This window comes from Arthrobacter sp. AG367 (assembly GCF_007828995.1).
Taxonomy (GTDB): domain Bacteria; phylum Actinomycetota; class Actinomycetes; order Actinomycetales; family Micrococcaceae; genus Arthrobacter.
Window position 1 is genome coordinate 1 of record NZ_VIVE01000001.1, and the last position, 21,287, is coordinate 21,287.

The 21,287-nt window shown below is 66.8% G+C and carries 18 protein-coding genes and 1 rRNA gene; 12 read left to right on the plus strand and 7 right to left on the minus strand.

All coding sequences use genetic code 11. From position 1 onward, the window contains the following. Window positions 1–208 precede the first annotated feature (208 nt). The 10 genes from rrf (at window position 209) to xerD (ending at window position 11,158) form a co-directional block, all read left to right on the plus strand. Window positions 209–325 (plus strand): 5S ribosomal RNA (gene rrf, locus FB478_RS00005). Between the two features lie 486 nt (window positions 326–811). Then, complete coding sequence (locus FB478_RS00010) at window positions 812–2,710, plus strand: hypothetical protein (RefSeq protein ID WP_144599557.1); 1,899 nt, start codon at window positions 812–814, stop codon at window positions 2,708–2,710. A gap of 5 nt (window positions 2,711–2,715) precedes the next feature. Next, window positions 2,716–3,705, plus strand: a complete 990-nt coding sequence (locus FB478_RS00015; RefSeq protein WP_056389678.1) for an HAD-IIA family hydrolase — start codon at window positions 2,716–2,718, stop codon at window positions 3,703–3,705. A gap of 9 nt (window positions 3,706–3,714) precedes the next feature. Next, window positions 3,715–4,026 (plus strand): hypothetical protein, encoded by a 312-nt coding sequence (locus FB478_RS00020; protein WP_186447700.1) that lies wholly within the window; start codon window positions 3,715–3,717, stop codon window positions 4,024–4,026. Then, complete coding sequence (locus FB478_RS00025) at window positions 4,026–4,841, plus strand: TlyA family RNA methyltransferase (protein WP_144599559.1); 816 nt, start codon at window positions 4,026–4,028, stop codon at window positions 4,839–4,841. Before FB478_RS00020 ends, FB478_RS00025 begins: the two co-directional genes overlap by 1 nt. 13 nt (window positions 4,842–4,854) lie before the next feature. Continuing rightward, window positions 4,855–5,880: an NAD kinase gene (locus tag FB478_RS00030; protein ID WP_018772005.1), complete on the plus strand. Its 1,026-nt coding sequence runs from the start codon at window positions 4,855–4,857 to the stop codon at window positions 5,878–5,880. Between the two features lie 4 nt (window positions 5,881–5,884). Beyond that, window positions 5,885–7,624 (plus strand): DNA repair protein RecN, encoded by a 1,740-nt coding sequence (gene recN, locus FB478_RS00035; protein WP_018772006.1) that lies wholly within the window; start codon window positions 5,885–5,887, stop codon window positions 7,622–7,624. 28 nt (window positions 7,625–7,652) lie between these two features. Then, window positions 7,653–9,458: a CTP synthase gene (locus FB478_RS00040; RefSeq protein WP_144599561.1), complete on the plus strand. Its 1,806-nt coding sequence runs from the start codon at window positions 7,653–7,655 to the stop codon at window positions 9,456–9,458. A gap of 27 nt (window positions 9,459–9,485) precedes the next feature. Further along, window positions 9,486–10,145 carry an NUDIX hydrolase gene (locus FB478_RS00045; RefSeq protein WP_018772008.1) on the plus strand — a complete coding sequence of 220 codons (660 nt, stop codon included), beginning with the start codon at window positions 9,486–9,488 and terminating at the stop codon, window positions 10,143–10,145. Further along, a complete protein-coding gene (xerD, locus tag FB478_RS00050) occupies window positions 10,145–11,158 on the plus strand; it encodes a site-specific tyrosine recombinase XerD (RefSeq protein ID WP_018772009.1) in 1,014 nt (337 codons plus the stop codon). The genes FB478_RS00045 and xerD overlap by 1 nt, the downstream gene beginning before the upstream one ends. Window positions 11,159–11,205: 47 nt before the next feature. On the opposite strand, the gene FB478_RS00055 is transcribed toward xerD, so the two are convergent. Continuing rightward, window positions 11,206–11,895 (minus strand): hypothetical protein, encoded by a 690-nt coding sequence (locus FB478_RS00055; RefSeq protein WP_261377324.1) that lies wholly within the window; start codon window positions 11,893–11,895, stop codon window positions 11,206–11,208. Window positions 11,896–11,970: 75 nt separating this feature from the next. On the opposite strand from FB478_RS00055, the gene FB478_RS00060 reads away from it, so the two are divergent. Then, window positions 11,971–12,453, plus strand: coding sequence for an 8-oxo-dGTP diphosphatase (locus FB478_RS00060; RefSeq protein WP_144599563.1), 483 nt, complete (start codon window positions 11,971–11,973; stop codon window positions 12,451–12,453). 72 nt (window positions 12,454–12,525) lie between these two features. Here the strand turns inward: FB478_RS00060 and FB478_RS00065 are convergent, their stop codons facing one another. The 4 genes from FB478_RS00065 to FB478_RS00080 all read right to left on the minus strand — a co-directional run bounded on the left by FB478_RS00065 (window position 12,526) and on the right by FB478_RS00080 (window position 16,814). Beyond that, complete coding sequence (locus FB478_RS00065; RefSeq protein ID WP_018772012.1) at window positions 12,526–13,665, minus strand: bifunctional 2-methylcitrate synthase/citrate synthase; 1,140 nt, start codon at window positions 13,663–13,665, stop codon at window positions 12,526–12,528. A 76-nt stretch (window positions 13,666–13,741) separates the two neighbouring features. Beyond that, entirely contained in the window at window positions 13,742–14,644 is a 903-nt protein-coding gene (gene prpB / locus FB478_RS00070) for a methylisocitrate lyase (protein WP_144599565.1), read from the minus strand. Further along, the gene (locus FB478_RS00075) at window positions 14,645–16,165 is read right to left on the minus strand and encodes an MmgE/PrpD family protein (RefSeq protein ID WP_144599567.1); all 1,521 of its coding nucleotides are present in this window, start codon (window positions 16,163–16,165) and stop codon (window positions 14,645–14,647) included. Further along, complete coding sequence (locus tag FB478_RS00080; protein WP_018772015.1) at window positions 16,158–16,814, minus strand: GntR family transcriptional regulator; 657 nt, start codon at window positions 16,812–16,814, stop codon at window positions 16,158–16,160. The genes FB478_RS00075 and FB478_RS00080 overlap by 8 nt, the downstream gene beginning before the upstream one ends. 173 nt (window positions 16,815–16,987) lie before the next feature. Between FB478_RS00080 and FB478_RS00085 the strand changes: the two genes are divergently transcribed. Continuing rightward, complete coding sequence (locus tag FB478_RS00085; RefSeq protein ID WP_144599569.1) at window positions 16,988–18,892, plus strand: propionyl-CoA synthetase; 1,905 nt, start codon at window positions 16,988–16,990, stop codon at window positions 18,890–18,892. A 39-nt stretch (window positions 18,893–18,931) separates the two neighbouring features. On the opposite strand, the gene FB478_RS00090 is transcribed toward FB478_RS00085, so the two are convergent. Both FB478_RS00090 and FB478_RS00095 read right to left on the minus strand, forming a co-directional pair. Continuing rightward, entirely contained in the window at window positions 18,932–19,645 is a 714-nt protein-coding gene (locus tag FB478_RS00090; RefSeq protein WP_018772017.1) for a response regulator, read from the minus strand. Continuing rightward, the gene (locus tag FB478_RS00095; RefSeq protein WP_144599571.1) at window positions 19,642–21,276 is read right to left on the minus strand and encodes a sensor histidine kinase; all 1,635 of its coding nucleotides are present in this window, start codon (window positions 21,274–21,276) and stop codon (window positions 19,642–19,644) included. Before FB478_RS00095 ends, FB478_RS00090 begins: the two co-directional genes overlap by 4 nt. Window positions 21,277–21,287 lie beyond the last annotated feature (11 nt).

Below are 21,287 nucleotides of genomic sequence, written 5' to 3' on the forward strand. Positions count from 1 at the left end.
AGCTGACCGGTACTAATAGGCCAACAACTTACACCACACAGATACATACAAAACTCTGCTTGCGTCCACTATGTGGTTCCCAACCAACAACCCCCTACACACGGGTTGTCACGGCACGGAACCACCACAACTGAATAACAACACCACAATGTTGTAACCACGAGTCTTCCCACCCCCGAAAAAACACCGGGCGGGCGGGTACAAGGGTTACGGCGGTCATAGCGTGGGGGAAACGCCCGGTCCCATTCCGAACCCGGAAGCTAAGACCCACAGCGCCGATGGTACTGCACCCGGGAGGGTGTGGGAGAGTAGGTCACCGCCGGACACACATTGGTCGAGGCCCCAACCACCAGGTTGGGGCCTCCCACATTTAACCCACCAACACCACAACACGATCCCGCACCTGGGCCCGGTGACGCGCCATCAGGTCCTGTGCGGTTTGTGGGTGACGCGCCATCAGCTTTCGTCCCCTCACCGGAGACGCGCCATCAGCTTTCGTCCCCTCACCGGTGACGCGTCACCAGGTCCCGCGCCACGACAGAAGACTCTCACGAAGTGATGAGGCGTGGCCGGCGAACGGGCAGGATGTGATGGCGCATCCCGCGGAAACGGGCAGGATGTGATGGGGCGTCGCCTGTGAAGATGGCCACGATACCGCTCCCAAGGGGCCCGCTGTCCCTTGGGATTTCGCGGCTCCACTAGAATTGATGAAGATGTACGGACTTCGAAGCGCTTGATTTCGGGTTGCGTAGGAAACGAAACGAGCGGCTGCAGTTGCGCCAGTGGTCGGCTCACAACAGGAGGAATCCATATGGCCGAGCACAACGGGGGCAACCGCGGCAACGACCGCGGCGCGTTCCGCGGCAACAACAACTCCGGCGGGGATCCCCGCGGATTCCGGTCCCGCTCCGACCGCGACGGCAACAGCCCCTCCCGCGGCGGTTCCGGGGCCGGCGGTGAGCGGAAGCCTTTCGGTGATCGTGATCGTAAGCCGTTTGGTGACCGTCCCCGCCGCGACGGCGAGGGTGACCGTCGTGGTTTCACCGGTGGTACTGGTGGCGGTGAGCGGAAGCCTTTCGGTGATCGTGATCGTAAGCCGTTTGGTGACCGTCCGCGCCGTGACGGTGAGGGTGACCGCGACCGGAAGCCTTTCGGTGATCGTGATCGTAAGCCGTTTGGTGATCGTGATCGTAAGCCGTTTGGCGACCGTCCGCGCCGTGACGGTGAGGGTGACCGCGACCGGAAGCCTTTCGGCGACCGTGATCGTAAGCCGTTTGGTGACCGTCCCCGCCGCGACGGCGAGGGTGACCGTCGTGGTTTCACCGGTGGTACTGGTGGCGGTGAGCGTAAGCCTTTCGGTGATCGTGAGCGTAAGCCCTTCGGCGACCGTGATCGTAAGCCCTTTGGTGACCGTCCGCGCCGTGACGGTGAGGGCGACCGCCGCAGCTTTGGCGGTGGTGACCGTGACCGGAAGCCTTTCGGTGACCGTCCGCGCCGCGAAGGCGAAGGCGACCGCCGCGGCTTCGGTGGCGAGAACCGCAAGCCGTTTGGTGACAGGCAGGATCCCGCACCGCGCAGCTTCGACCGCGGCGACTCCCGGGCCGAATCAGGTCGTGGCGGCTCCGGCCCCCGCGGCTTTGGCCGCGACCGCCAGGAGGAGCGCCCTGTCCGCGTGCCCAACGCCGCAGACCTTCGCAGCGCCAACCGCCCTGACCGGGAACGCTCACCCGAGATCGATGAGGACGTCACGGGCAAGGAACTGGACCGAGCCACGCACCACCAGATCAAGACCCTTGAGCCCAAGAGCGCAGAGTGGGTTGCCCGTCACCTGGTGATGGCCGGCCGCCTTATCGACGACGAGCCCGAGCTTGCCTTCCAGCACGCCCTCGCCGCCAGTCGTCGTGGCGGACGGCTCGCAGCCGTCCGCGAGGCCGTTGGCCTGACGGCCTATGCTGCCGGCCATTACGGTGAGGCACTCCGCGAGTTCCGCACCTTCCGCCGGATCAGTGGTTCCAACGTGCACCTCCCCGTGATGGCCGACTGCGAGCGTGGCCTGGGGCGCCCCGACCGTGCCCTCGATGTTGCCCGCTCGGAGGAAGCCCGGGACCTTGACGCGCCCGGCAAGGTGGAACTGGCAATCGTGGCAGCCGGTGCACGGACCGATCTGGGCCAGCTGGACGCGGCAGTAGCGGAACTGGAGATTCCGCAGCTGGACATCAACCGTGCCTTCTCCTACAGTCCGCGACTCTTCCGTGCCTACGCCGATGCACTTGCAGCGGTGGGACGCCAGGAAGAGTCGGAAAAGTGGAACCGCCAGGCGGTCGTGGCAGAAAACGCGCTGGGCCAGGGTGCGGACCAGGAACCCGAAATCATCGACCTCGGCTGGGACGAGGAAGAAGAGGCACGGGAAGAGGCTGAGCGACGCCGGCTGCTGGAGCGTGCCTCCGGCGCCGCCGAAACCGAAGCTCCCGCTGAAACCCCCACCGCCGGTGACGCAGACGCCGAAGCTGAAAGCACCCGCGCTACCGAAGCGGAAGCAGCCCAGGACAGCAACCTGGACGACCAGGACGCCGACTACTTCGTCTCCGACGACGCCGAATCGGACCAGGACTCGGTGGAACGGGACGAGCTGGATTCCGAAGCTGCCGGTGATGCCGAAGCGGAGGACAGCGGTGCCACCCAGCATGATGAAGAACGCCGGGAAGACTGACAAGCATGAGTGACGTTTCACTGGTTTCCCGCTTCGACGCACTGCTCGCCGACCTGGACGGCGTGGTCTATGCCGGGCCCCACGCCATTCCCGGAGCTGTGGATTCACTGCAGCAGCTCTCCGGCCTGGGTATCGGCCTGGGCTATGTGACGAACAACGCCTCCCGCTCCCCGGCGGAGGTGGCAGCGCATCTCCGTGAGCTTGGTGCCCCCGCCGAGGACAACCAGGTGGTCAGTTCCTCGCAGGCGGCAGCCGAGCTCCTGGCCTCGCTGCTTCCACCAGGGTCCAGGATCCTCATCACGGGCAGCACGGCGCTTGCCCGCGAAATTGAACTGGTGGGCCTGGTGCCGGTGGGCAGCCAGGCGGAGGAACCGGTCGCGGTCGTCCAGGGTTTCAGCCCAACCATCGGCTGGAAGGACCTGGCAGAGGCCACCTACGTGGTGTCCGCCGGGGCGCTTTGGGTGGCCACCAACACGGACATGTCCATTCCCCAGGCGCGTGGCATCGCCCCGGGAAATGGCACCTTGGTTGCCGCTGTCGCTGCTGCCACGGGGCAGCAGCCCAAGGTTGCTGGAAAGCCCGAAGCTCCGCTGTTCCATTCGGCAGCCAAGCGCCTCGGGGCCGAGCGTCCCCTGGTGGTCGGCGACCGGCTGGACACGGACATCCTGGGCGGCAACAACGCGGGCTTTGCCACCGTTGCTGTCCTGACCGGCGTCGACACGCGCGAAACCATTCTGGCCGCGAGGTCTGCGGAACGGCCCAACTACATCATCGAAAACCTGGCCGGCCTGCACCGCCCGTACCCCGAAGTGACGCACGACGACGGCACGTATACGTGCGGCCAGTCAACGGCGCGCGTGGCCAACGGAGCCGTGGGCATCATTGGCAGCCAGGACCAGCTCGACTCCTGGCGGGCCGCATGTGCGGCCTGGTGGGCGGCGACGCCGGACGCCGCAGCCCCGAAGGCGCCCAAGCTGGTGTGGCTGGATCACTAGACTGGTTGAATGACCGAGCTGACCGAACCGGACGACGCGACAGCCCAGCCGGCCCCGGAGTGGCCGCAGCCAGGCGGGATGGACCTCACCGATCCGCGGGTTGCGCAGGCCGTAGCCAGGCTTTTCGACATGCCCGGGCTCCCTGTCCCGGACCACGGGACCGTCTACGACGACCTCCACGATGAACTGCTGGCCGCCCTCAACGCCGATCCCGCAGACACCGATCCTGCAGACGCCGATCCAGCAGGTGCTGATCCCGCAAAGACCGCCCCCACCGGGACCGGCTCCACACTGCCCGGTCCCGCCGGGGGTGCAGCCTGATGCCGGTTCGCCTCGACCAGGCACTGGTGGCACGCGGGCTGGCGAGGTCGCGCACCCATGCCGCGACGCTCATCGCCGAAGGCAAGGTCAGCTCCGGTGGCCACGTCCTCGCCAAGGCCTCCCTCCAGGTTGATGACAGCCGGGACCTCGCCGTCGAACACGATGACCAGGACAGCTACGCCAGCCGCGCGGGCCATAAGCTGGCCGGGGCCCTCGACGCCTTCCCCCAAGTTTCGGTGGCGGGCAAGAGGTGCCTGGACGCCGGCGCCTCCACCGGGGGCTTTACCGATGTCCTGCTTCGGCGGGGTGCCGCGCACGTGGTGGCTGTCGACGTCGGACACGGCCAGCTGGTGCCGCACCTCCGCGACGACCCCCGCGTGGACGTCCATGAAGGCATGAACGTCAGGTACATGGCGCCGGAAGACATTGGCGGCCCGGCAGCGCTGACCGTCGCCGACCTGTCCTTTATTTCCCTCACCCTCGTGGTCCAGCCACTGGCCGGCTGCACCGAACCCGGCGGCGACCTGGTGCTGATGGTCAAGCCCCAGTTCGAGATCGGCAAGGACCGCCTGGGCCGCACCGGCGTGGTCAACTCGGAGCGTGAGCGGCGGATGGCCGTGGAGAAGGTGGCCAGGGCAGCGTTCGACGCCGGCCTGGACCTTTGCGGGCTGGCGGCCAGTCCGCTGCCGGGGCAGGACGGAAACGTCGAATACTTCCTGTGGATAAAACGCAGGATCAGCAAAGACTTGCCTAAGATCGAAGAGCGAGAGGCAGCAGCCGCTGCGTTGCTCGGACAAATCTGGCCTAACCACTAGAGAGCGGAACCTGATGAGCAGGCGTGTACTGGTCCTTGCCCACACCGGCCGCGAGGAATCACTGAAAGCCGCCTGGGAAGCCTGCGCCCTGCTGCACGCCTCCGGCATGGTCCCAGTGATGCAGGAGTCCGAACTGGGGGACATGGAAAGGTTCTTTGGGCACCTGGCCCAGCCGGTGGAAGTCCTCCACGACCACGTCCAGCTGCCCGATGTGGAACTCGTCATGGTCCTTGGCGGTGACGGCACCATCCTGCGGGCCGCCGAACTGGTCCGTGAGGTGGATGTGCCGCTGCTGGGCGTCAACCTGGGCCACGTGGGCTTCCTGGCCGAAAGCGAGCGGGCGGACCTTGCCCAGACCGTGGAGTGGGTTGCCAGCCGCGAGTACACGGTTGAAGAGCGGATGACCATCGATGTCCAGGTCTGGGTCCGCGGCCAGAAGATTTGGCACACCTGGGCTTTAAACGAGGCCGCCATCGAGAAGGCCAACCGCGAACGCATGCTCGAAGTCGTGACCGAGGTGGACGAGCGCCCGCTGACGTCCTTCGGCTCAGACGGCATCGTGCTGGCCACCCCCACCGGATCCACGGCCTACGCGTTCTCGGCGGGCGGTCCGGTGGTCTGGCCGGAGGTGGAGGCCCTGGTCATTGTGCCCATCAGCGCCCATGCACTCTTCGCCAAGCCCCTGGTGGTGTCGCCCAGGTCGAAGCTTGCGGTGGAGGTGCTGGGCCGGACCGACGCCCAGGGCGTGTTGTGGTGCGACGGACGGCGCTCGGTGGACCTGCCGCCGGGAGCCCGCGTGGAAGTGACCAAGTCCGCCACTCCTGTCCGGCTGGCCCGCACCCACCAGACGCCGTTCTCCGCCCGGCTGGTCCGCAAGTTCGAGCTGCCCATCCACGGCTGGCGCGGGCCGGTACCCAAGTCCGACGCCGTGCACACCGGCCCCATCCCCATTGTGCGGACGCCGCGGCCCATGCCGCCGCTGCCCGTGCCGCATGTGGAGAACTCCGACAGCGATCCCGATCCGTCGACTGCAAAGTGAATCCATGCTTGAAGAACTGAGAATCCGCGATCTGGGCGTCATCACCGACGCAACGCTTCCGCTCGGCCCTGGACTGAGCGTCGTCACCGGCGAAACCGGCGCCGGCAAGACCATGGTGGTCACCGCCGTTGGCCTGCTGCTGGGCGCCCGTTCGGATGCCGGGGCCGTCCGCAGCGGCGCCAAGAGTGCTACCGCTGAAGCAGTCCTGAAGCTCGACGCCGGCCACCCGGCCATTGCGCGTGCCCTGGACGCCGGTGCCGAGGCGGAAGAGTTCGACGGCGGCGCAGAGCTGATCCTGGCCCGGCGCCTTGGTGCGGATGGACGCAGCCGTGCCTTCCTGGGCGGCCGTGCTGCACCCGTGGGCGTACTGGCTGAGATCGGCGAGACCCTGGTGGTGGTGCACGGACAGTCGGACCAGATCCGGCTCAAGAGTGCCACGGCGCAGCGTGAAGCCCTGGACAAGTTCGCCGGCGACACCCTGGCCGGTCCACTGGCCGCGTACCAGGAGCTGTATGGCCGGTGGAAGTCCAGCCAGGCCGAGCTGGACAACCTCCGCAGCGCCGCCCGCGACAGGCTCCGCGAAGCTGAATCCCTGGAGGCTGCCCTTGCCGAGATTGACGAGGTGGATCCGCAGCCGGGGGAGGATGAGCTCCTGAAGGCCGAGGCCGTGAAGCTTGCCAACGTGGAGGAACTGCGGATCGCCGCGAGCACCGCCCACCAGGCACTCATTGCCGAGGACTTTGGTGAAGCCGGTGACGCCACCACATTGGTGGACTCCGCCAAGCGGACCCTGGAGCACGTGTCCGAGCACGATGCGCAGCTGGGCTCCGCAGCCGCCCGGCTGGCCGAGGTGGGCTTCCTGCTTACTGACATCGCCGCCGAGCTGGCCAGCTACCAGGCCAGCCTGGACTCCGAGGGCCCGGAGCGGCTCGCCGAGATCGAGGACCGGCGCGCTGCGCTGGCCAAACTGGTCCGGAAATACGCCCCCACCATCGACGAGGTGCTGGAGTGGGCGGAGCAGGCGCGCGTCCGCTTCGACGAGCTCCAGGACGACTCGTCCCGCATCGAGGCCCTGGACGCTGAGGTGGTCCGCGCCGAGGCGGATCTGAAGAAGCAGGCAGCGGGCATCAGCAGGATCCGCGCCAAGGCCGCAAAGGACCTGTCCGGCCGCGTCAGTGCGGAGCTCAAGGCCCTGGCCATGGCCGATGCCACACTGGTGATCAACCTCGAGCCGACCGGTCAGCTGGGCCCTCACGGCGCGGACGACATCAGCTTCCTGCTGCGGCCGCATTCGGGCGCCCCGGCCCGGCCGCTGGGCAAGGGGGCGTCCGGCGGTGAGCTGTCCCGCGTCATGCTGGCCATCGAAGTGGTGCTTGCCGCCGTCGATCCCGTCCCCACCTTCGTCTTCGACGAGGTGGACGCCGGCGTGGGCGGCCGCGCCGCCGTCGAGATCGGCCGCCGCCTGGCCATGCTGGCACGCCACGTGCAGGTGCTGGTGGTCACGCACCTGCCGCAGGTGGCAGCGTTCGCGGACCAGCACATCACCGTCACCAAGACTTCCGTCAGGGGAGCCGACGGCGGCACCGCCACCGGGTTCACCTCCAGTGACGTCCGCCTCCTCGACGGCCCGGAGCGGGTCCGTGAGCTCGCCCGGATGCTGGCCGGCCAGGAAGACTCCGAAACCGCGCAGGCCCACGCCCAGGAACTCCTGGATGACGCCAAGCTCCTGCCCCAGCGGGCCTGACAGGGACAACCACGGGAGGGACGAATTGATGATAGGCTCGAATTCCGTGGTGCAGCGATCAAATTCCCGTGTAAATTCCCGGTTCCCGGGCTCCTCCAAGACGACGAAGCACATCTTTGTCACCGGCGGTGTGGCGTCCTCGCTTGGTAAGGGACTGACGGCGTCCAGCCTTGGTCACCTGCTCCGGGCACGCGGCCTGTCCGTGACAATGCAGAAGCTCGATCCCTACCTGAACGTGGATCCGGGCACAATGAACCCCTTCCAGCACGGCGAGGTCTTCGTCACAGACGACGGCGCCGAAACGGACCTGGACATCGGGCACTACGAGCGCTTCCTTGATGAAAACCTCGAGGGGTCCGCGAACGTCACCACCGGCCAGGTGTACTCCACGGTGATTGCCAAGGAACGCCGCGGCGAGTACCTGGGGGACACCGTCCAGGTCATCCCGCACATCACGGATGAGATCAAGCGCCGCATGCGTTTGCCCGCCGAGGGCAAGAACGCCCCGGACGTCATCATCACCGAAATCGGCGGCACCGTTGGCGACATCGAATCCCAGCCGTTCCTCGAATCCGCCCGCCAGGTCCGCCAGGACATCGGCCGCGGAAACGTGTTCTTCCTGCACGTCTCCCTGGTGCCGTACATTGGCCCCTCGCAGGAGCTGAAGACCAAGCCCACCCAGCACTCCGTGGCCGCGCTGCGGTCCATCGGCATCCAGCCCGAGGCGATCGTGATCCGTTCGGACCGTGAAGTGCCGGAGGCCATGCGGGAGAAGATCGGCCGCATGTGCGACGTCGATATCGACGCCGTGGTGAACGCCGCGGACGCCCCCAGCATCTACGACATCCCCAAGACCCTGCACGGACAGGGCCTTGACTCCTACATCGTCCGGGCCCTTGACCTGCCCTTCAAGGACGTTGACTGGACCAGCTGGGACAAGCTGCTTGAAGCCGTCCACAACCCCAAGCACCACGTCGAGATTGCCCTGGTGGGCAAGTACATCGACCTGCCTGACGCCTACCTCTCGGTCACCGAAGCGCTGCGTGCCGGCGGCTTCGCCAACGAGGCCAAGGTCAAGATCCGCTGGGTCCCGTCCGACGAATGCGAGACCCGCGAAGGCGCCGTCAAGGCCCTCGACGGCGTGGACGCCATCTGCGTTCCCGGCGGCTTCGGCATCCGTGGACTCGAAGGCAAGCTCGGCGCCCTGAAGTTTGCCCGCGAAACCAAGCTGCCCGTGCTGGGCCTGTGCCTCGGCCTGCAGTGCATGGTGATCGAGTACGCCCGCAACGTGGTGGGCCTGGAGGGTGCCTCCTCCAGCGAATTCGAGCCGGACTCCAAGTACCCGGTGATCGCCACCATGGAGGAGCAGCTGGAGTACGTGGAAGGCCGCGGCGACCTTGGCGGCACCATGCGCCTTGGACTGTACGAAGCCAAACTGGATGAAGGCTCGGTCATCGCCGGAACCTACGGCAAGACCACCGTGAGCGAACGCCACAGGCACCGCTACGAGGTGAACAACAAGTACCGCCAGCAGATCGCGGACAAGGGCCTGGTCTTCTCCGGCACTTCCCCGGACGGCAAGCTGGTGGAATTCGTTGAGCTGCCCGCCGACGTGCACCCGTACTACGTGGCCACGCAGGCCCATCCCGAGCTGAGCTCGCGGCCCACCCGCCCGCACCCGCTGTTCGCCGGCCTGGTCAAGGCTGCACTTGACCACCAGAACGCAGGCCACCAGAACGCGGGCGGCCAGGATGCAGGCCAGGAGGGCGTTGCCGACACGGCTGTGCCCCCGGCCGGCGAACATGCGGCATCGGGTACCGTTACCGCTAAGTAGTCGATAGAACACACAAAGGACGGCGCGATGCCTGGTACACCTGAAGCCACCCCTGCCAAACAGGTTTCGGATGCACCAAGCCCGCGCCGTCTTTTGTCAACGGAGAAGGTCTACCAGGGCAGGATCTGGGATGTCGTCAGCGACACCTTCCAGCTCTCGGACTCCGGGGACGCCCTCACCCGCGATTACATCGACCATCCCGGCGCCGTAGCCGTCCTGCCCATGAACGCCGAGGGCCAGGTCCTGCTGTTGAAGCAGTACCGGCACCCCGTGGGCATGGACCTCTGGGAGGTTCCGGCGGGCCTGCTGGATGTTGAAGGCGAAGACTTCGTAGTGGGGGCGGCGCGCGAACTGGCCGAGGAAGCGGACCTTGCTGCCGGGACCTGGAACGTCCTGGCGGATGTCTTCAATTCCCCGGGATCCTCCAGCGAGGCCATCCGTATCTACCTGGCCCGTGACCTCACCGAAGTGCCGCACCACGAACGCCACGAACGGACGGACGAGGAGGCGGAGATCGAGTTCCACTGGATCGGCCTGGATGATGCCGTGGCGTCCGTCCTGGCCGGACGCCTGCACAACCCGTCCGCCGTCGTCGGTATCCTGGCTGCCGCTGCCGCCCGCGCCAACGACTATGAAGGCCTCCGCCCCGCCGACGCCCCCTGGCCCGCCCACCCCAGCCAGCGCTGATGGCCCCTCCTTCGGCTGAAGCAGCGCCGGCGTTCGAACCGGGCCCGGCGGAGGCTGCCGCTGCCCCGGCACCTGTACCTTCCGCCATCGACCGTGCAATTACCGACTACCTCCAGCACATGGGTGTGGAACGGGGACTGGCAGCGAATACCTTGGCAGCCTACCGCCGGGACCTGGCCCGCTACGCCCGGTATGTTGCCGCAGCCGGCTGCGGCCGGCCGGAGGACATCACCCGGCACCACGTCACGGGTTACGTCCGCGCCCTGTCGGACGGTTCCGACGGCGGTTCCACCCTGGGCGTCCGGTCCGCGGCCCGGACGGTGGTGGCGGTCCGTGGCCTGCACAAGTTCTGGGCTCTCGAAGGTTACACGCCGGCCGATCCAGCCCGCGACGTCCACCCACCCATGGCAGGTAAACGGCTGCCCAAGGCCATCAGCGTTGACGAAGTGACCCGCATCCTGGAGGCGGCAGGAACGGACACCGCCGCCGGACTGCGGGACCGCGCCCTGCTTGAATTCCTCTACTCCACGGGAGCCAGGATCAGCGAAGCGGTGGGACTGGACGTTGATGACATCTCCCTTGCCGGGCCGGAATCCGGGCCTGCCATTGTCCGGCTGTTCGGCAAGGGGTCGAAGGAGCGGCTGGTGCCGCTGGGCTCCTACGGGGCCCGGGCGCTGGACGCCTACCTGGTCCGCGGCCGGCCGCTGCTTGCTGCCAAGGGCAAGGGCACGCCTGCGCTGTTCCTGAATGCCCGCGGCGGCCGGATCAGCCGGCAGAGCGCCTGGACCATCCTCAAGGCGGCGGCGGAGAAGGCCAACATCACCCGCGACGTCTCACCGCACACGCTGCGGCACTCCTTCGCCACCCACCTGCTCGAAGGCGGCGCGGACGTCAGGGTGGTGCAGGAACTTTTGGGCCACGCATCGGTAACCACAACCCAGGTGTACACGCTGGTCACGGCTGATACGCTCCGGGAAATCTACGCGGCCGCTCATCCCCGCGCGCTGGGCTGACGTTCCGCCAGGCAGGGCACGTCCGGCCGCCAGGGTCGCGCGGACAGCTAGAACATGGCCTCGATGGTCAGTTCCACGGGCCCCAGCAGGAAAGCCAGCACAGAAGTTCCCATGCAGGCGACCAACATCAGCCCGGGATGTGCCAGGCCGATCACCACCCGGCGCAGCCGTGGCCGGCCGCGGAGGAAGGATTTCGGTACGCGGGAGAGCATGGGCACCTGCCGCCAGCCGCGAAGCCGCCGAAGGAACCAGGCGCACCGGGCGACAAACGCCAACCACAGGACGGCTACCACCAGCGGCACCAGGGCCGCCATCAGGGTGAAGCCCAGAGCCGTCACCTCGCGCTCTGAGTCTCCCGCCACCGCTTGGACAGTGGTTGAGATGGACGCACTCAACACCACCGAGATGGCCCAGACCATGAAGGCCGCAACAAGTGCCAGGAACCGCACGAAGAACAGGCCCAAAACCGACTCCCGGGCGGCTTTCACCTGCTGCCGGGGAGTCACGTGGAGAACGGCCAGGGTGCTGAGCAGCGTGGGCAGGGCCGCTGCTGCCACCAGCAGGTACCACGTCCAACCAGCCAGGTTCACGAACTCATCTGCAAGAATGAGCGCTGTCCAGACACAGGCCCAGGCCCAGCCCCAATACAAAGGGTTGCGCACCAGCCACCCCGGCAGGCGGGTGTCAATGGCCGAAATCCTGGCGGCCCGTATTCCGTGTCCTGTTTCGGGAGTCACACCTAGAGCTTGGCATATCCGGCGTCCCTTGGCGCTTCCCCGATGACAACTCCCGGACCCCATAGGCTTGAAGGCATGACCACAGCCGCTGTGACCCTTTGCTTCCTGCTCCGTGACGGGCCGGGCGGCCCCGAGGTACTCCTCGGGCTGAAACAGACCGGGTTCGGCAGGGGCAAGATCGTGGGCATCGGCGGCCACGTGGAACCGGGGGAGTCGGACGCGCAGGCCGTCATCCGGGAGGTCCTGGAAGAGACCGGTGTGGTGCTGAGGGTTGAGGACCTGGCGGACGCCGGATCGGTCCACTTCGTCTTTCCGGCCCGCCCGGAATGGAATATGCGGACCACCCTCTTTACCGCCCGGACCTGGCAGGGCGAGCCGGCACCCAGCGACGAGATCCTGCCCGAGTGGTTCCGGGTGGATACGCTGCCCGTGGACCGCATGTGGCAGGACGCCGACCACTGGCTCCCGGTGGTTCTGGAAGGCCGAAGGATCAACGTGGTGGTCACTATGCACACAGACAACGAATCAGTCGCCTCATCCGAGAGCCTGCTGGACTGAGCAGGCAATTAACGGCCGACGGCGGCCCGGGCACCTGGGTGCCGGGCCGCCGTCGGACGTTCCTGCCAGGAGTCAGGGGAGGTGCCGCTCCTCCGGACCGATGTACTCGCTCAGCGGCCTGATCAGGGAGTTCGCGTCCAGTTGCTCCATGATGTGGGCGGTCCAGCCTGTGATCCGGCTGGCCACGAACAGGGGAGTGAATGTGGGCGTATCAAAGCCCATCAGGTGGTACGTGGGCCCGGCCGGGTAGTCGAGGTTCGGCTTGATGGCCTTGGCTTCGTCCATGGCCTGCTCGAGCCCGTTGTACAGCCCCAGCAGTTCCGGCCGGCCGTAGTGGGCGATCATCTTGTCCAGTGCGGCTTTCATGGTGGGGACCCGGGAGTCGCCGTGCTTGTAGACACGGTGGCCGAAGCCCATCACCTTCTTCTTCTGCGCCAGGGCGTCTTCCATCCATGCCTTGGCCCGGGCCGCTGCTTCCTCCAGGGACTCCTCCTGCCGGATGCCGATCTCGTCGAAGGTGTGCATGACGGCTTCGTTGGCGCCGCCGTGCAGCGGACCCTTGAGGGCGCCGATGGCACCGGTCACGGCTGAATGCAGGTCCGAGAGCGTCGAGGTGATCACACGGGCGGTGAATGTGGAGGCGTTGAAGGAGTGCTCGGCGTAAAGAATCATCGAGACGTTGAAGGCATCCACCACCTCCGGCACCTGCTCCTCGCCGAAGGCCATCCACAGGAAGTTGGCCGAGTAGCCAAGGTCTTCGCGGGGCTCCACCACATCCTGCCCGTGGCGGCGGCGCTGGTCGTAGGCCACCACCGCGGGCATGGCGGCGAACAGGTCCACGGCCTTGGCCATGTTGGCTTCCCGGGAGGAATCCCCGGTCAGGGGATGCCGTGCCCCCATAACGGAAGCAGCAGTCCTGCAGACGTCCATCGGGTGCGAAGTGACCGGAAGGGTATCGATCACCTGCTTCACCACCGGATCGAGGGCGCGGCCGGCGCGTTCCTTCGCGCTGAACTCGGCAAGCTGGTCCTTGGTGGGCAGTTCACCGTTCCACAGCAGGTACGCCACTTCCTCGAAGCTGCACCGCGCTGCCAGTTCCTGGACAGGGTAGCCGCGGTAGAGCAGGGAGTTGGTGTCCGGATTGACCTTGGAAACGGCGGTGTAGTCCACCACCACGCCGGCAAGGCCTTTTTTGATCTCATTTTCAGCCATGCTGAAACTCCTTTGTTCCTAAAGCCTGTTCGTCCGGCGGAGGCCGGCCTTCCGATTGGGTGTCAGGTGCCGGGTGTCACGTTCCGGGAATCTGGAAATTGAACACGCCGGTGTCGAAGCGGTTGTAGGCCTCGTAGTCAACGAGGTCGTAGAGCCGGGCACGGGTCAGCATGTTTGGAACCTGCGCCTCCTGGGTGCCGTCGGATTTGATCGATTCCAGAGTACGCTCAGCAGCCCCCATGGCACTACGGAGCAGCGTCACCGGATAGATCACCATGTTGACGCCGACGCCGGCCAGTTCATCCACGGTGAAGAGGTCGCTCTTGCCGAACTCGGTCATGTTGGCCAGGATCGGCACGTCCACCGCGTCGCGGATGGCCTTGAACTCGCCCAGGTCCTTCATGGCTTCGGGGAAAATTGCGTCGGCGCCGGCTTCGACGAGGGCTCTGGCGCGCTGCTGTGCGGCTTCCAGCCCCTCGGTGGCGCGGATGTCGGTGCGGGCCATGATCAGGAAGTTCGGGTCCCGCCGGGCGTCGGCCGCGGCCCTGATGCGTTTGGTGGCGGTGTCCTGGTCCACCACGTTCTTGCCGTCCAGGTGGCCGCAGCGCTTCGGGTTGAACTGGTCCTCGATATGGCAGCCGGCCAGGCCTGCGTTCTCGAGTTCCTGGACGGTGCGTGCCACGTTCATGGGCTCCCCGAAGCCGGTGTCCGCGTCAACGATCGAGGGCAGGTCCGTCATCCGCGCGATCTGCCCGGCACGGGCGGCTACCTCGGTCAGGGTGGTCAGGCCGATGTCCGGCAGGCCGAGGTCGTTGGCGAGGACGGCGCCGGAGATGTACACCCCGGCGAAGCCCTTTTCCTCGATCAGCCGGGCGGAGAGCGGGTTGAACGCGCCGGGGAACTGCTGGATGGTCCCGGAGGCCAGCAGTTCCCGGAAGCGGACCCGCTTCTGTTCCGGGGTGGTCTTTGAGTACAGCATCTAGAACAGTCCCTTCGGTGCCGCCGCGAGGTCGATGACGCCGGGAGCGGCGGTGATGTTCAGCTGGTCCAGCTCACCGGCGGCGAGCTGTGGGAGGCGTTCGACGGCGGTGAGGAACCTTTCGATCTCAGCCTCCTCCACGAGCCCGGCGGCGAGGGTGCGGAACTTGTTGATGTACTGTTCCCGGGCGAAGGGGCGGGCGCCGAGCGGGTGGGCGTCGGCAACGGCGATCTGGTCGGTGATGACGGTGCCGTCCTTGAGCGTGATCTCCACCGAGCCGCCGAAAGCCTTCTCTGCGATGTCCAGGGAGTGGTAGCGGCGGGTCCATTCGGGATCTTCCACCGTGCTGACTTTGTGCCACAGTTCCACGGTGTCCGGACGGGCCGCGCGCTGCGGTGCGTAGGAGTCCACGTGGTGCCAGGCCCCGTCCTGCAGGGCCACGGTGAAGATGTACGGGATGGAGTGGTCCAGGGTTTCCCTGGACGCGGTGGGGCTGTATTTCTGGGGGTCGTTGGCGCCGGAGCCGATCACGTAGTGCGTGTGGTGGCTGGTCTTGATCAGCACTGACTCGACGTTGGCCGGATCGGTGACCTCGGGGTGTTCCCCGTGCAGCTTGCGGGCAAGGTCGATCCACGCCTGGGCCTGGTACTCCGCGGAATGTTCCTTGGTGTAGGTGTCCAGGATGGCACGCTTGACTTCACCCGGGGTGGGAAGCGGGACCATGTAGGAGGCGTCCGGGCCATCGAGCATCCAGGCGATGACGCCGTCTTCGCCTTCGTAGATGGGCACGGGGGAGGTCTGGCCGCGCATGGCCCGGTCCGCTGATTCGATGGCCATCTTGCCGGCAAAGGCCGGGGCGTGGGCCTTCCAGGTGGAGATCTCGCCCTTGCGGGACTGCCGGGTGGCGGTGGTGGTGTGCAGCGCCTGGCCCACTGACTGGAAGATGGTCTCCACATCGAGGCCAAGCAGGGTGCCGATCCCGGCCGCGGCCGAGGGGCCGAGGTGGGCCACGTGGTCGATCTTGTGCTTGTGCAGGCAGATGGCCTTGACCAGGTTGACCTGAATCTCGTACCCGGTGGCGATGCCCCGGATCAGGTCGTGGCCGCTGGCGCCAACGTGCTGGGCGACGGCGAGGATCGGCGGGATGTTGTCCCCGGGGTGGGAGTAGTCGGCCGCGAGGAAGGTGTCGTGGTAGTCCAGTTCCCGGACAGCCACCCCATTGGCCCAGGCTGCCCACTCCGGGGACACGCGGTCCTCGATGCCGAAGACTTTGGACCCCTTGCCGCCGGTGCTGGGGCCGTGGGTGAGCGCCTGGGCACGGGCGGCGACGATCGGCGCGCGGTTCAGGGAAGCGATCGCCACCGAGGCGTTGTCGATGACGCGGTTGATCACCATAGCGGTCACGTCGTCAGACACAGCCACCGGGTCCGCGGCGACCTGGGCGATTTTGTAGGCCAGCTGGTCCTCGCGGGGCAGGTTTTCTTCGCTTTTATAGACGCGGACGTGGTGTTCCTTAACCATGGTGCTCCTTCGGGTGGGATGCGTGGGTTGCTTTGACGTGGGAGAGGCTTCGGTGCAGGTGGACGATGGTGGCCGCCTCGGCGAGCCTGGGGTTGCCGGCCGCGATCGCCTCCGCGATGGCGGCATGCTCGGCGGCTGCGGCAGTGAGCCGGCAGGCATCGTCGGCGGCAAGCCGGCGGATCCGGACCAGGTGAACGCGCAGGCTGCGCATGGCCTGGGCCAGGTAGGAGTTGGAGATGGCGGCGTCGATTGCTGTGTCCAGCCGGCCCACCAGTTCGTAGTAGTCATGCAGGGCCGGCTCGTCACCGCCAATCAATGCGGGAGCCTCGAGCAGTTCGCGCTGCAGGCGCTCGAACGTCGCAGCCTCGCCGCGCCGCGCAGCCAGTGCCGCCGCCCTGCCCTCAAGGGTTTCGCGGAGTTCGAACAGTTCGTCAATGTCCTCAAGCGAGATGTCGGTGACGACGACGCCGCGGCCGCCTGCCGTCGTGAGGCCTTCCGCCGTAAGGCGCCCCAAGGCTTCCCGCAGCGGTGTGCGCGAGACGCCCAGACGCTCGGACTGTTCCACCTCGGCAAGGACCGTACCCGGCGCCAGGCGCCATTCGATGATGTCATCGCGCAGGGCGGCATAGGCCTTGTCGCTGGCGCGCATGCTCGTCTCCTTCCTCGGCTGACTGCATCAGTGTATACACAACTGGGCTCAAAAGAATGGACCTTTGAGAAAATATGCCAGAAATTGACTTCCTTGTATACAGCGACCCTTGTGGTGGTTAACTCCGCCAGCTAGCATGAGCTGCATCACAACGTCGTGGACGGGATTACGTTATGGTCACCACCGGCTATCGGGACAGTTACCGGCGCAGCATCGAAGAGCCCGACGACTTTTGGTTGGAGGCCGCGGGAAACATCGCCTGGAGCTCTCCTCCGGCGCAGGCGCTGGACTCCACGCGGGCACCGCTCTACAGCTGGTTTCCCGACGGCACACTGAATACCTGCTACAACGCCCTTGACCGGCATATCGCCGAAGGCCGCGGGGAGCAGGTGGCCCTGATCCATGACTCGGCCATGCTGGGAACCCGGCACCGCTACACGTATGCCCAGCTCACGGACGCCGTGGCGCGCTTTGCCGGTGTGCTGCGCGGCCATGGCGTGGGAAAGGGGCACCGCGTGGTGATTTACATGCCAATGATCCCGGAAGCCGCTATCGCCATGCTGGCGTCGGCCCGGCTGGGCGCGGTCCATTCCGTGGTGTTCGGCGGTTTTGCGCCCAAGGAGCTCGCGGCCCGGATCCGGGACGCCGCACCCACTGCGGTGGTGACCGCTTCGGGCGGGATCGAACCCGCCCGCCGCATCGAGTATCTGCCGGCCGTCGCGGAGGCGCTGGAACTGGCGGGCACGCCGGACCTTCCCGTATTGGTCAAGGAGCGCGACGGATTCGCGTCCAAGGCTGCGGACCATGCGGGCTGGCTGGACTGGGACACGGAAATGGCTTCCGCAGAGCCTGCCGCTCCCGTTGAGGTGAAGGCCACCGATCCGCTCTACATCCTCTACACATCCGGAACCACCGGCACGCCAAAGGGAGTGGTGCGGGACAACGGCGGCCACGCCGTCGCCCTGCGCTGGACCCTGGAGAACATTTACGACGTCGGTCCGGGCGACGTGATGTGGACCGCGTCAGACGTCGGCTGGGTAGTGGGGCACTCCTACATTGTCTATGGCCCGCTGCTGGCCGGCGCCACCACGGTGATGTACGAGGGCAAGCCCGTAGGCACCCCGGATGCCGGCGCATTCTGGCGCGTGGTCCGGGACCACAGGGTCAATGTGCTCTTCACTGCGCCCACGGCACTCCGGGCCATCCGCAAGGCGGATCCGGCGGCGTCGCTGCTGCGGAAGTACGACATCTCCAGCCTGCGGACCCTGTTCACTGCCGGCGAGAGGCTGGACACGGACACTTTCCATTGGGCATCACGGGCCCTCGGCGTGCCGGTGGTGGACCACTGGTGGCAGACCGAGACCGGGTGGGCCATTTGTGCCAACCCGCGTGGCCTGGAGCAGTTGCCCATCAAGGCCGGCTCCCCGAGCGTGCCCATGCCCGGGTTCCGGCTGCAGATCCTCGACGGCGCAGGCGGAGAGGTGGAACCCGGCACCGAGGGCAACATCGTGCTTGGACTGCCGCTGCCGCCGGGCACCCTCACAACGCTGTGGCGGAATGATGAGCGCTACATCTCTTCCTACCTTCAGGCTTTCGAGGGCTGCTACGCCACCGGCGATTCGGGTTACCAGGACCGGGACGGGTACATCTTTGTCATGGGCCGTACGGACGACATCATCAATGTTGCCGGCCACAGGCTCTCAACCGGCGCCATGGAACAGGTGATCGGCCAGCATCCGGCCGTTGCGGAGTGCGCCGTGATCGGCCTCGCCGACCCCGTGAAGGGCCAGCGTCCCAGCGGCTACGTGGTGCTCAAAACCGGGGTGGACATCGCCGAAGACGTCCTGGCCAAGGATCTAGTGGCACTGGTCCGGCGGGACATTGGTGCGGTTGCGGACTTCAAACAGGTGACAGTGGTGGATGCACTGCCCAAGACCCGTTCGGGGAAGATCCTCCGCAAGACCATGCGCCAGATAGCGGACGGCGAGGAGTACACCGTTCCGTCCACCATCGAGGATCCAGGCGTCATCGATCAATTGATCGGAGCACTCCGGGCGGGGGAGGCGGAGGCTGGCTGAGGCGCATGGCCGGGGCGCGCACGTCCAACCCCGAGCGGCTCAGCGGGTGTTCCAGCGGTATTCGTTCTCCGGCCTGCCGGGGGTGCCGTAGCGGGCGGTCCGGGAAACTGTTCCCGCATCGGCCAGGTACTCAAGGTAGCGCCGAGCCGTCACGCGCGACATCCCCAGGGCGTCCATGACCTCCGTGGCGGACACTGCTTCGGGCTGCCCCCGGAGGAACTCCTGGACGGATCCGAGCGTCGAGGTTGAGAGTCCCTTGGGCAGCGGGAGTTCGGATGGCGCCCGGAGGCTGGCAAAGGCCTGGTCCACTTCGCTTTGCGAGGCGCCCCCCTTGCCGGGGCCACCGCCGGAACCGGCCAACTGCTGCCGGAACTGGCGGTAATTTTCCAGCTTGTCGGAGAACGTGGCGAACGTGAAGGGCTTGATCAGGTACTGGACCACGCCGATTGCCACGGCGCTGCGGACGATCGCCAGTTCGCGCACGGCGGTGATCGCGATGATGTCCGCCAGGATCCCCGCCGAACGCATCCGGCGGGCGATGTCCAGGCCGTGCAGGTCGGGCAGGTTCATGTCCAGCAGGACCAGTTCAACGGGCTCTCCCGCGGCCACGAATTCGTTCAGCAGCCGCAGGGCCGACTGGCCGTCGGGGGCTGTCCCGGCGAGCTCGAATCCTTCCAGCCTCCCCACGTAGGCCGCGTGCGCTGCCGAAGCGATGGCCTCATCTTCGACGACGAGGACCCGGATGTTGCTCACTGTCTGTGCTCCTTCTCCGCGGACACCGCTGCAGGCAGGAATACTTCGAACTTGGCGCCGCGCCGGCCGTTGATGGCCAGCGTACCGCCCAAACGCTGCACCGCCTGCCGCACCAGGGCCAGGCCGATGCCCCGGCCCCCGGCCCCCGCAGGCTTGGTGCTGAATCCGTGCCGGAAGATCTTTTCCGCATCGGTGGGGTCGATGGGCGTTCCGGAATCGTTGACGGCGATGTCCAGGCCTTCTTCATCGGCCTCCAGCGTCAGCACCACCCTCCGCGGAGGGGGTGCATCGGCGGCGGCATCGATGGCATTGTCCAGCAGGTTGCCCAGGATCGTCACCAGGTCCTGGACGGCCACCCCGGGTGCCGTGCCGGAGCCCAGGGTGGAGAGATCCAGCTGGACGCCGCGTTCGTGGGCCTCGGCCACCTTTCCCATGAGCAGGGCGCCCACCACCGGTTCATCGATCGAACTCACCATGTCATCTGTCAGCTGCTGGCTCAGGGCCAGGTCCTGGGTTGCAAAGTCCAGGGCTTCCCTGGTCCGGCCGAGTTCCAGGAGCGAAACCATGGTGTGCAGCCGGTTGGCGTGCTCGTGGGTCTGGGCGCGCAGCGCGTCGGAAAGGGTGCGCATGGTCTGCAGTTCGTTGCCCAGTGCTTCGATTTCTGTCCGGTCCCTGAGGGTGGCCACGGTCCCGTAGACGGGGACCTTCCCGCGGGTGCCCCGGGCCTCGGGACCCCGGGCCGGCCCCTGGTTGACCACCAGCACGCGGGAGCCGGTCAGGATCATCTCGTCCTTGGTGGTCCGCCCGGACTCGAACAGGCTGCGCAGTTCGTCGTCCAGGGGAAGGTCTGCCAGCGACGGGGGCCGGGTGGGGTCATTGTTGCCGGTGTCGGCCAGGCCCAGCAGCTCGGCAGCCTGGTCGTTGTACATCACCACGCGCTTCCGGGCATCGATCAGGATCAGCCCTTCCCGGACCGAGTGCAGCACCGACTCGTAGTAGGCGAACAGCTGTGCCAGCTGTTCGGGACCCCAGCCCCGGGTAACCCGCCGCAGGTACCTGCCCAGCAGCCACGACGCCAGTGAACCGCCCACCAGGAGGGCCATGCCGACGGCCAGCAGGACGGGAAGGCGCCCGGCAAAGGCGATATCGACGCTGCGGACGGTAACACCCACCGCTACGAGGGCCTTGACTGTCCCCGCAGAATCCTTGACCGGAACAATGGTCCGCACCGACGGGCCCAGCGTACCTGCCGTCACTTCGGTGTAGGTGTGGCCGCGGAGTGCTTCATCGATGGAGCCGATGTAGGGCCGGCCCAGCTCCTCGTCCCGCGGGTGGGTCCAGCGGGTACGGTCCGGCGCCATGATCGTGATGAAGTCCACGTGGGCCGCGGTGGTGACGTCTTTGGCATACGGCTGCAGGACGGCGGACGGGTCCGGCGTGGCAGCAGCCTGGAGCACCAGGGGATTGGCGGCGATGGAGGCAGCCACGCCTTCCATCCGGCGGCCCGCTTCGTCATACGTCCGGTCCCGCGCGTCCACGTAGGCGGCCGTTCCCACGATGGCGATAAACGACACGACGATCAGCAGGTTCGCCAGGAAGAGCCGGCGGGCGATACTCCAGCGGTGGATCATGCCTGCCTCCC

Coding starts and splice junctions, on each gene's coding strand:
- FB478_RS00010 (WP_144599557.1), top strand. CDS start 812: ATGGCCGAGCACAACGGGGGCAACCGCGGCAACGACCGCGGCGCGTTC.
- FB478_RS00015 (WP_056389678.1), top strand. CDS start 2,716: ATGAGTGACGTTTCACTGGTTTCCCGCTTCGACGCACTGCTCGCCGAC.
- FB478_RS00020 (WP_186447700.1), top strand. CDS start 3,715: ATGACCGAGCTGACCGAACCGGACGACGCGACAGCCCAGCCGGCCCCG.
- FB478_RS00025 (WP_144599559.1), top strand. CDS start 4,026: ATGCCGGTTCGCCTCGACCAGGCACTGGTGGCACGCGGGCTGGCGAGG.
- FB478_RS00030 (WP_018772005.1), top strand. CDS start 4,855: ATGAGCAGGCGTGTACTGGTCCTTGCCCACACCGGCCGCGAGGAATCA.
- recN (WP_018772006.1), top strand. CDS start 5,885: ATGCTTGAAGAACTGAGAATCCGCGATCTGGGCGTCATCACCGACGCA.
- FB478_RS00040 (WP_144599561.1), top strand. CDS start 7,653: ATGATAGGCTCGAATTCCGTGGTGCAGCGATCAAATTCCCGTGTAAAT.
- FB478_RS00045 (WP_018772008.1), top strand. CDS start 9,486: ATGCCTGGTACACCTGAAGCCACCCCTGCCAAACAGGTTTCGGATGCA.
- xerD (WP_018772009.1), top strand. CDS start 10,145: ATGGCCCCTCCTTCGGCTGAAGCAGCGCCGGCGTTCGAACCGGGCCCG.
- FB478_RS00060 (WP_144599563.1), top strand. CDS start 11,971: ATGACCACAGCCGCTGTGACCCTTTGCTTCCTGCTCCGTGACGGGCCG.
- FB478_RS00065 (WP_018772012.1), bottom strand. CDS start 13,665: ATGGCTGAAAATGAGATCAAAAAAGGCCTTGCCGGCGTGGTGGTGGAC.
- prpB (WP_144599565.1), bottom strand. CDS start 14,644: ATGCTGTACTCAAAGACCACCCCGGAACAGAAGCGGGTCCGCTTCCGG.
- FB478_RS00075 (WP_144599567.1), bottom strand. CDS start 16,165: ATGGTTAAGGAACACCACGTCCGCGTCTATAAAAGCGAAGAAAACCTG.
- FB478_RS00080 (WP_018772015.1), bottom strand. CDS start 16,814: ATGCGCGCCAGCGACAAGGCCTATGCCGCCCTGCGCGATGACATCATC.
- FB478_RS00085 (WP_144599569.1), top strand. CDS start 16,988: ATGGTCACCACCGGCTATCGGGACAGTTACCGGCGCAGCATCGAAGAG.
- FB478_RS00095 (WP_144599571.1), bottom strand. CDS start 21,276: ATGATCCACCGCTGGAGTATCGCCCGCCGGCTCTTCCTGGCGAACCTG.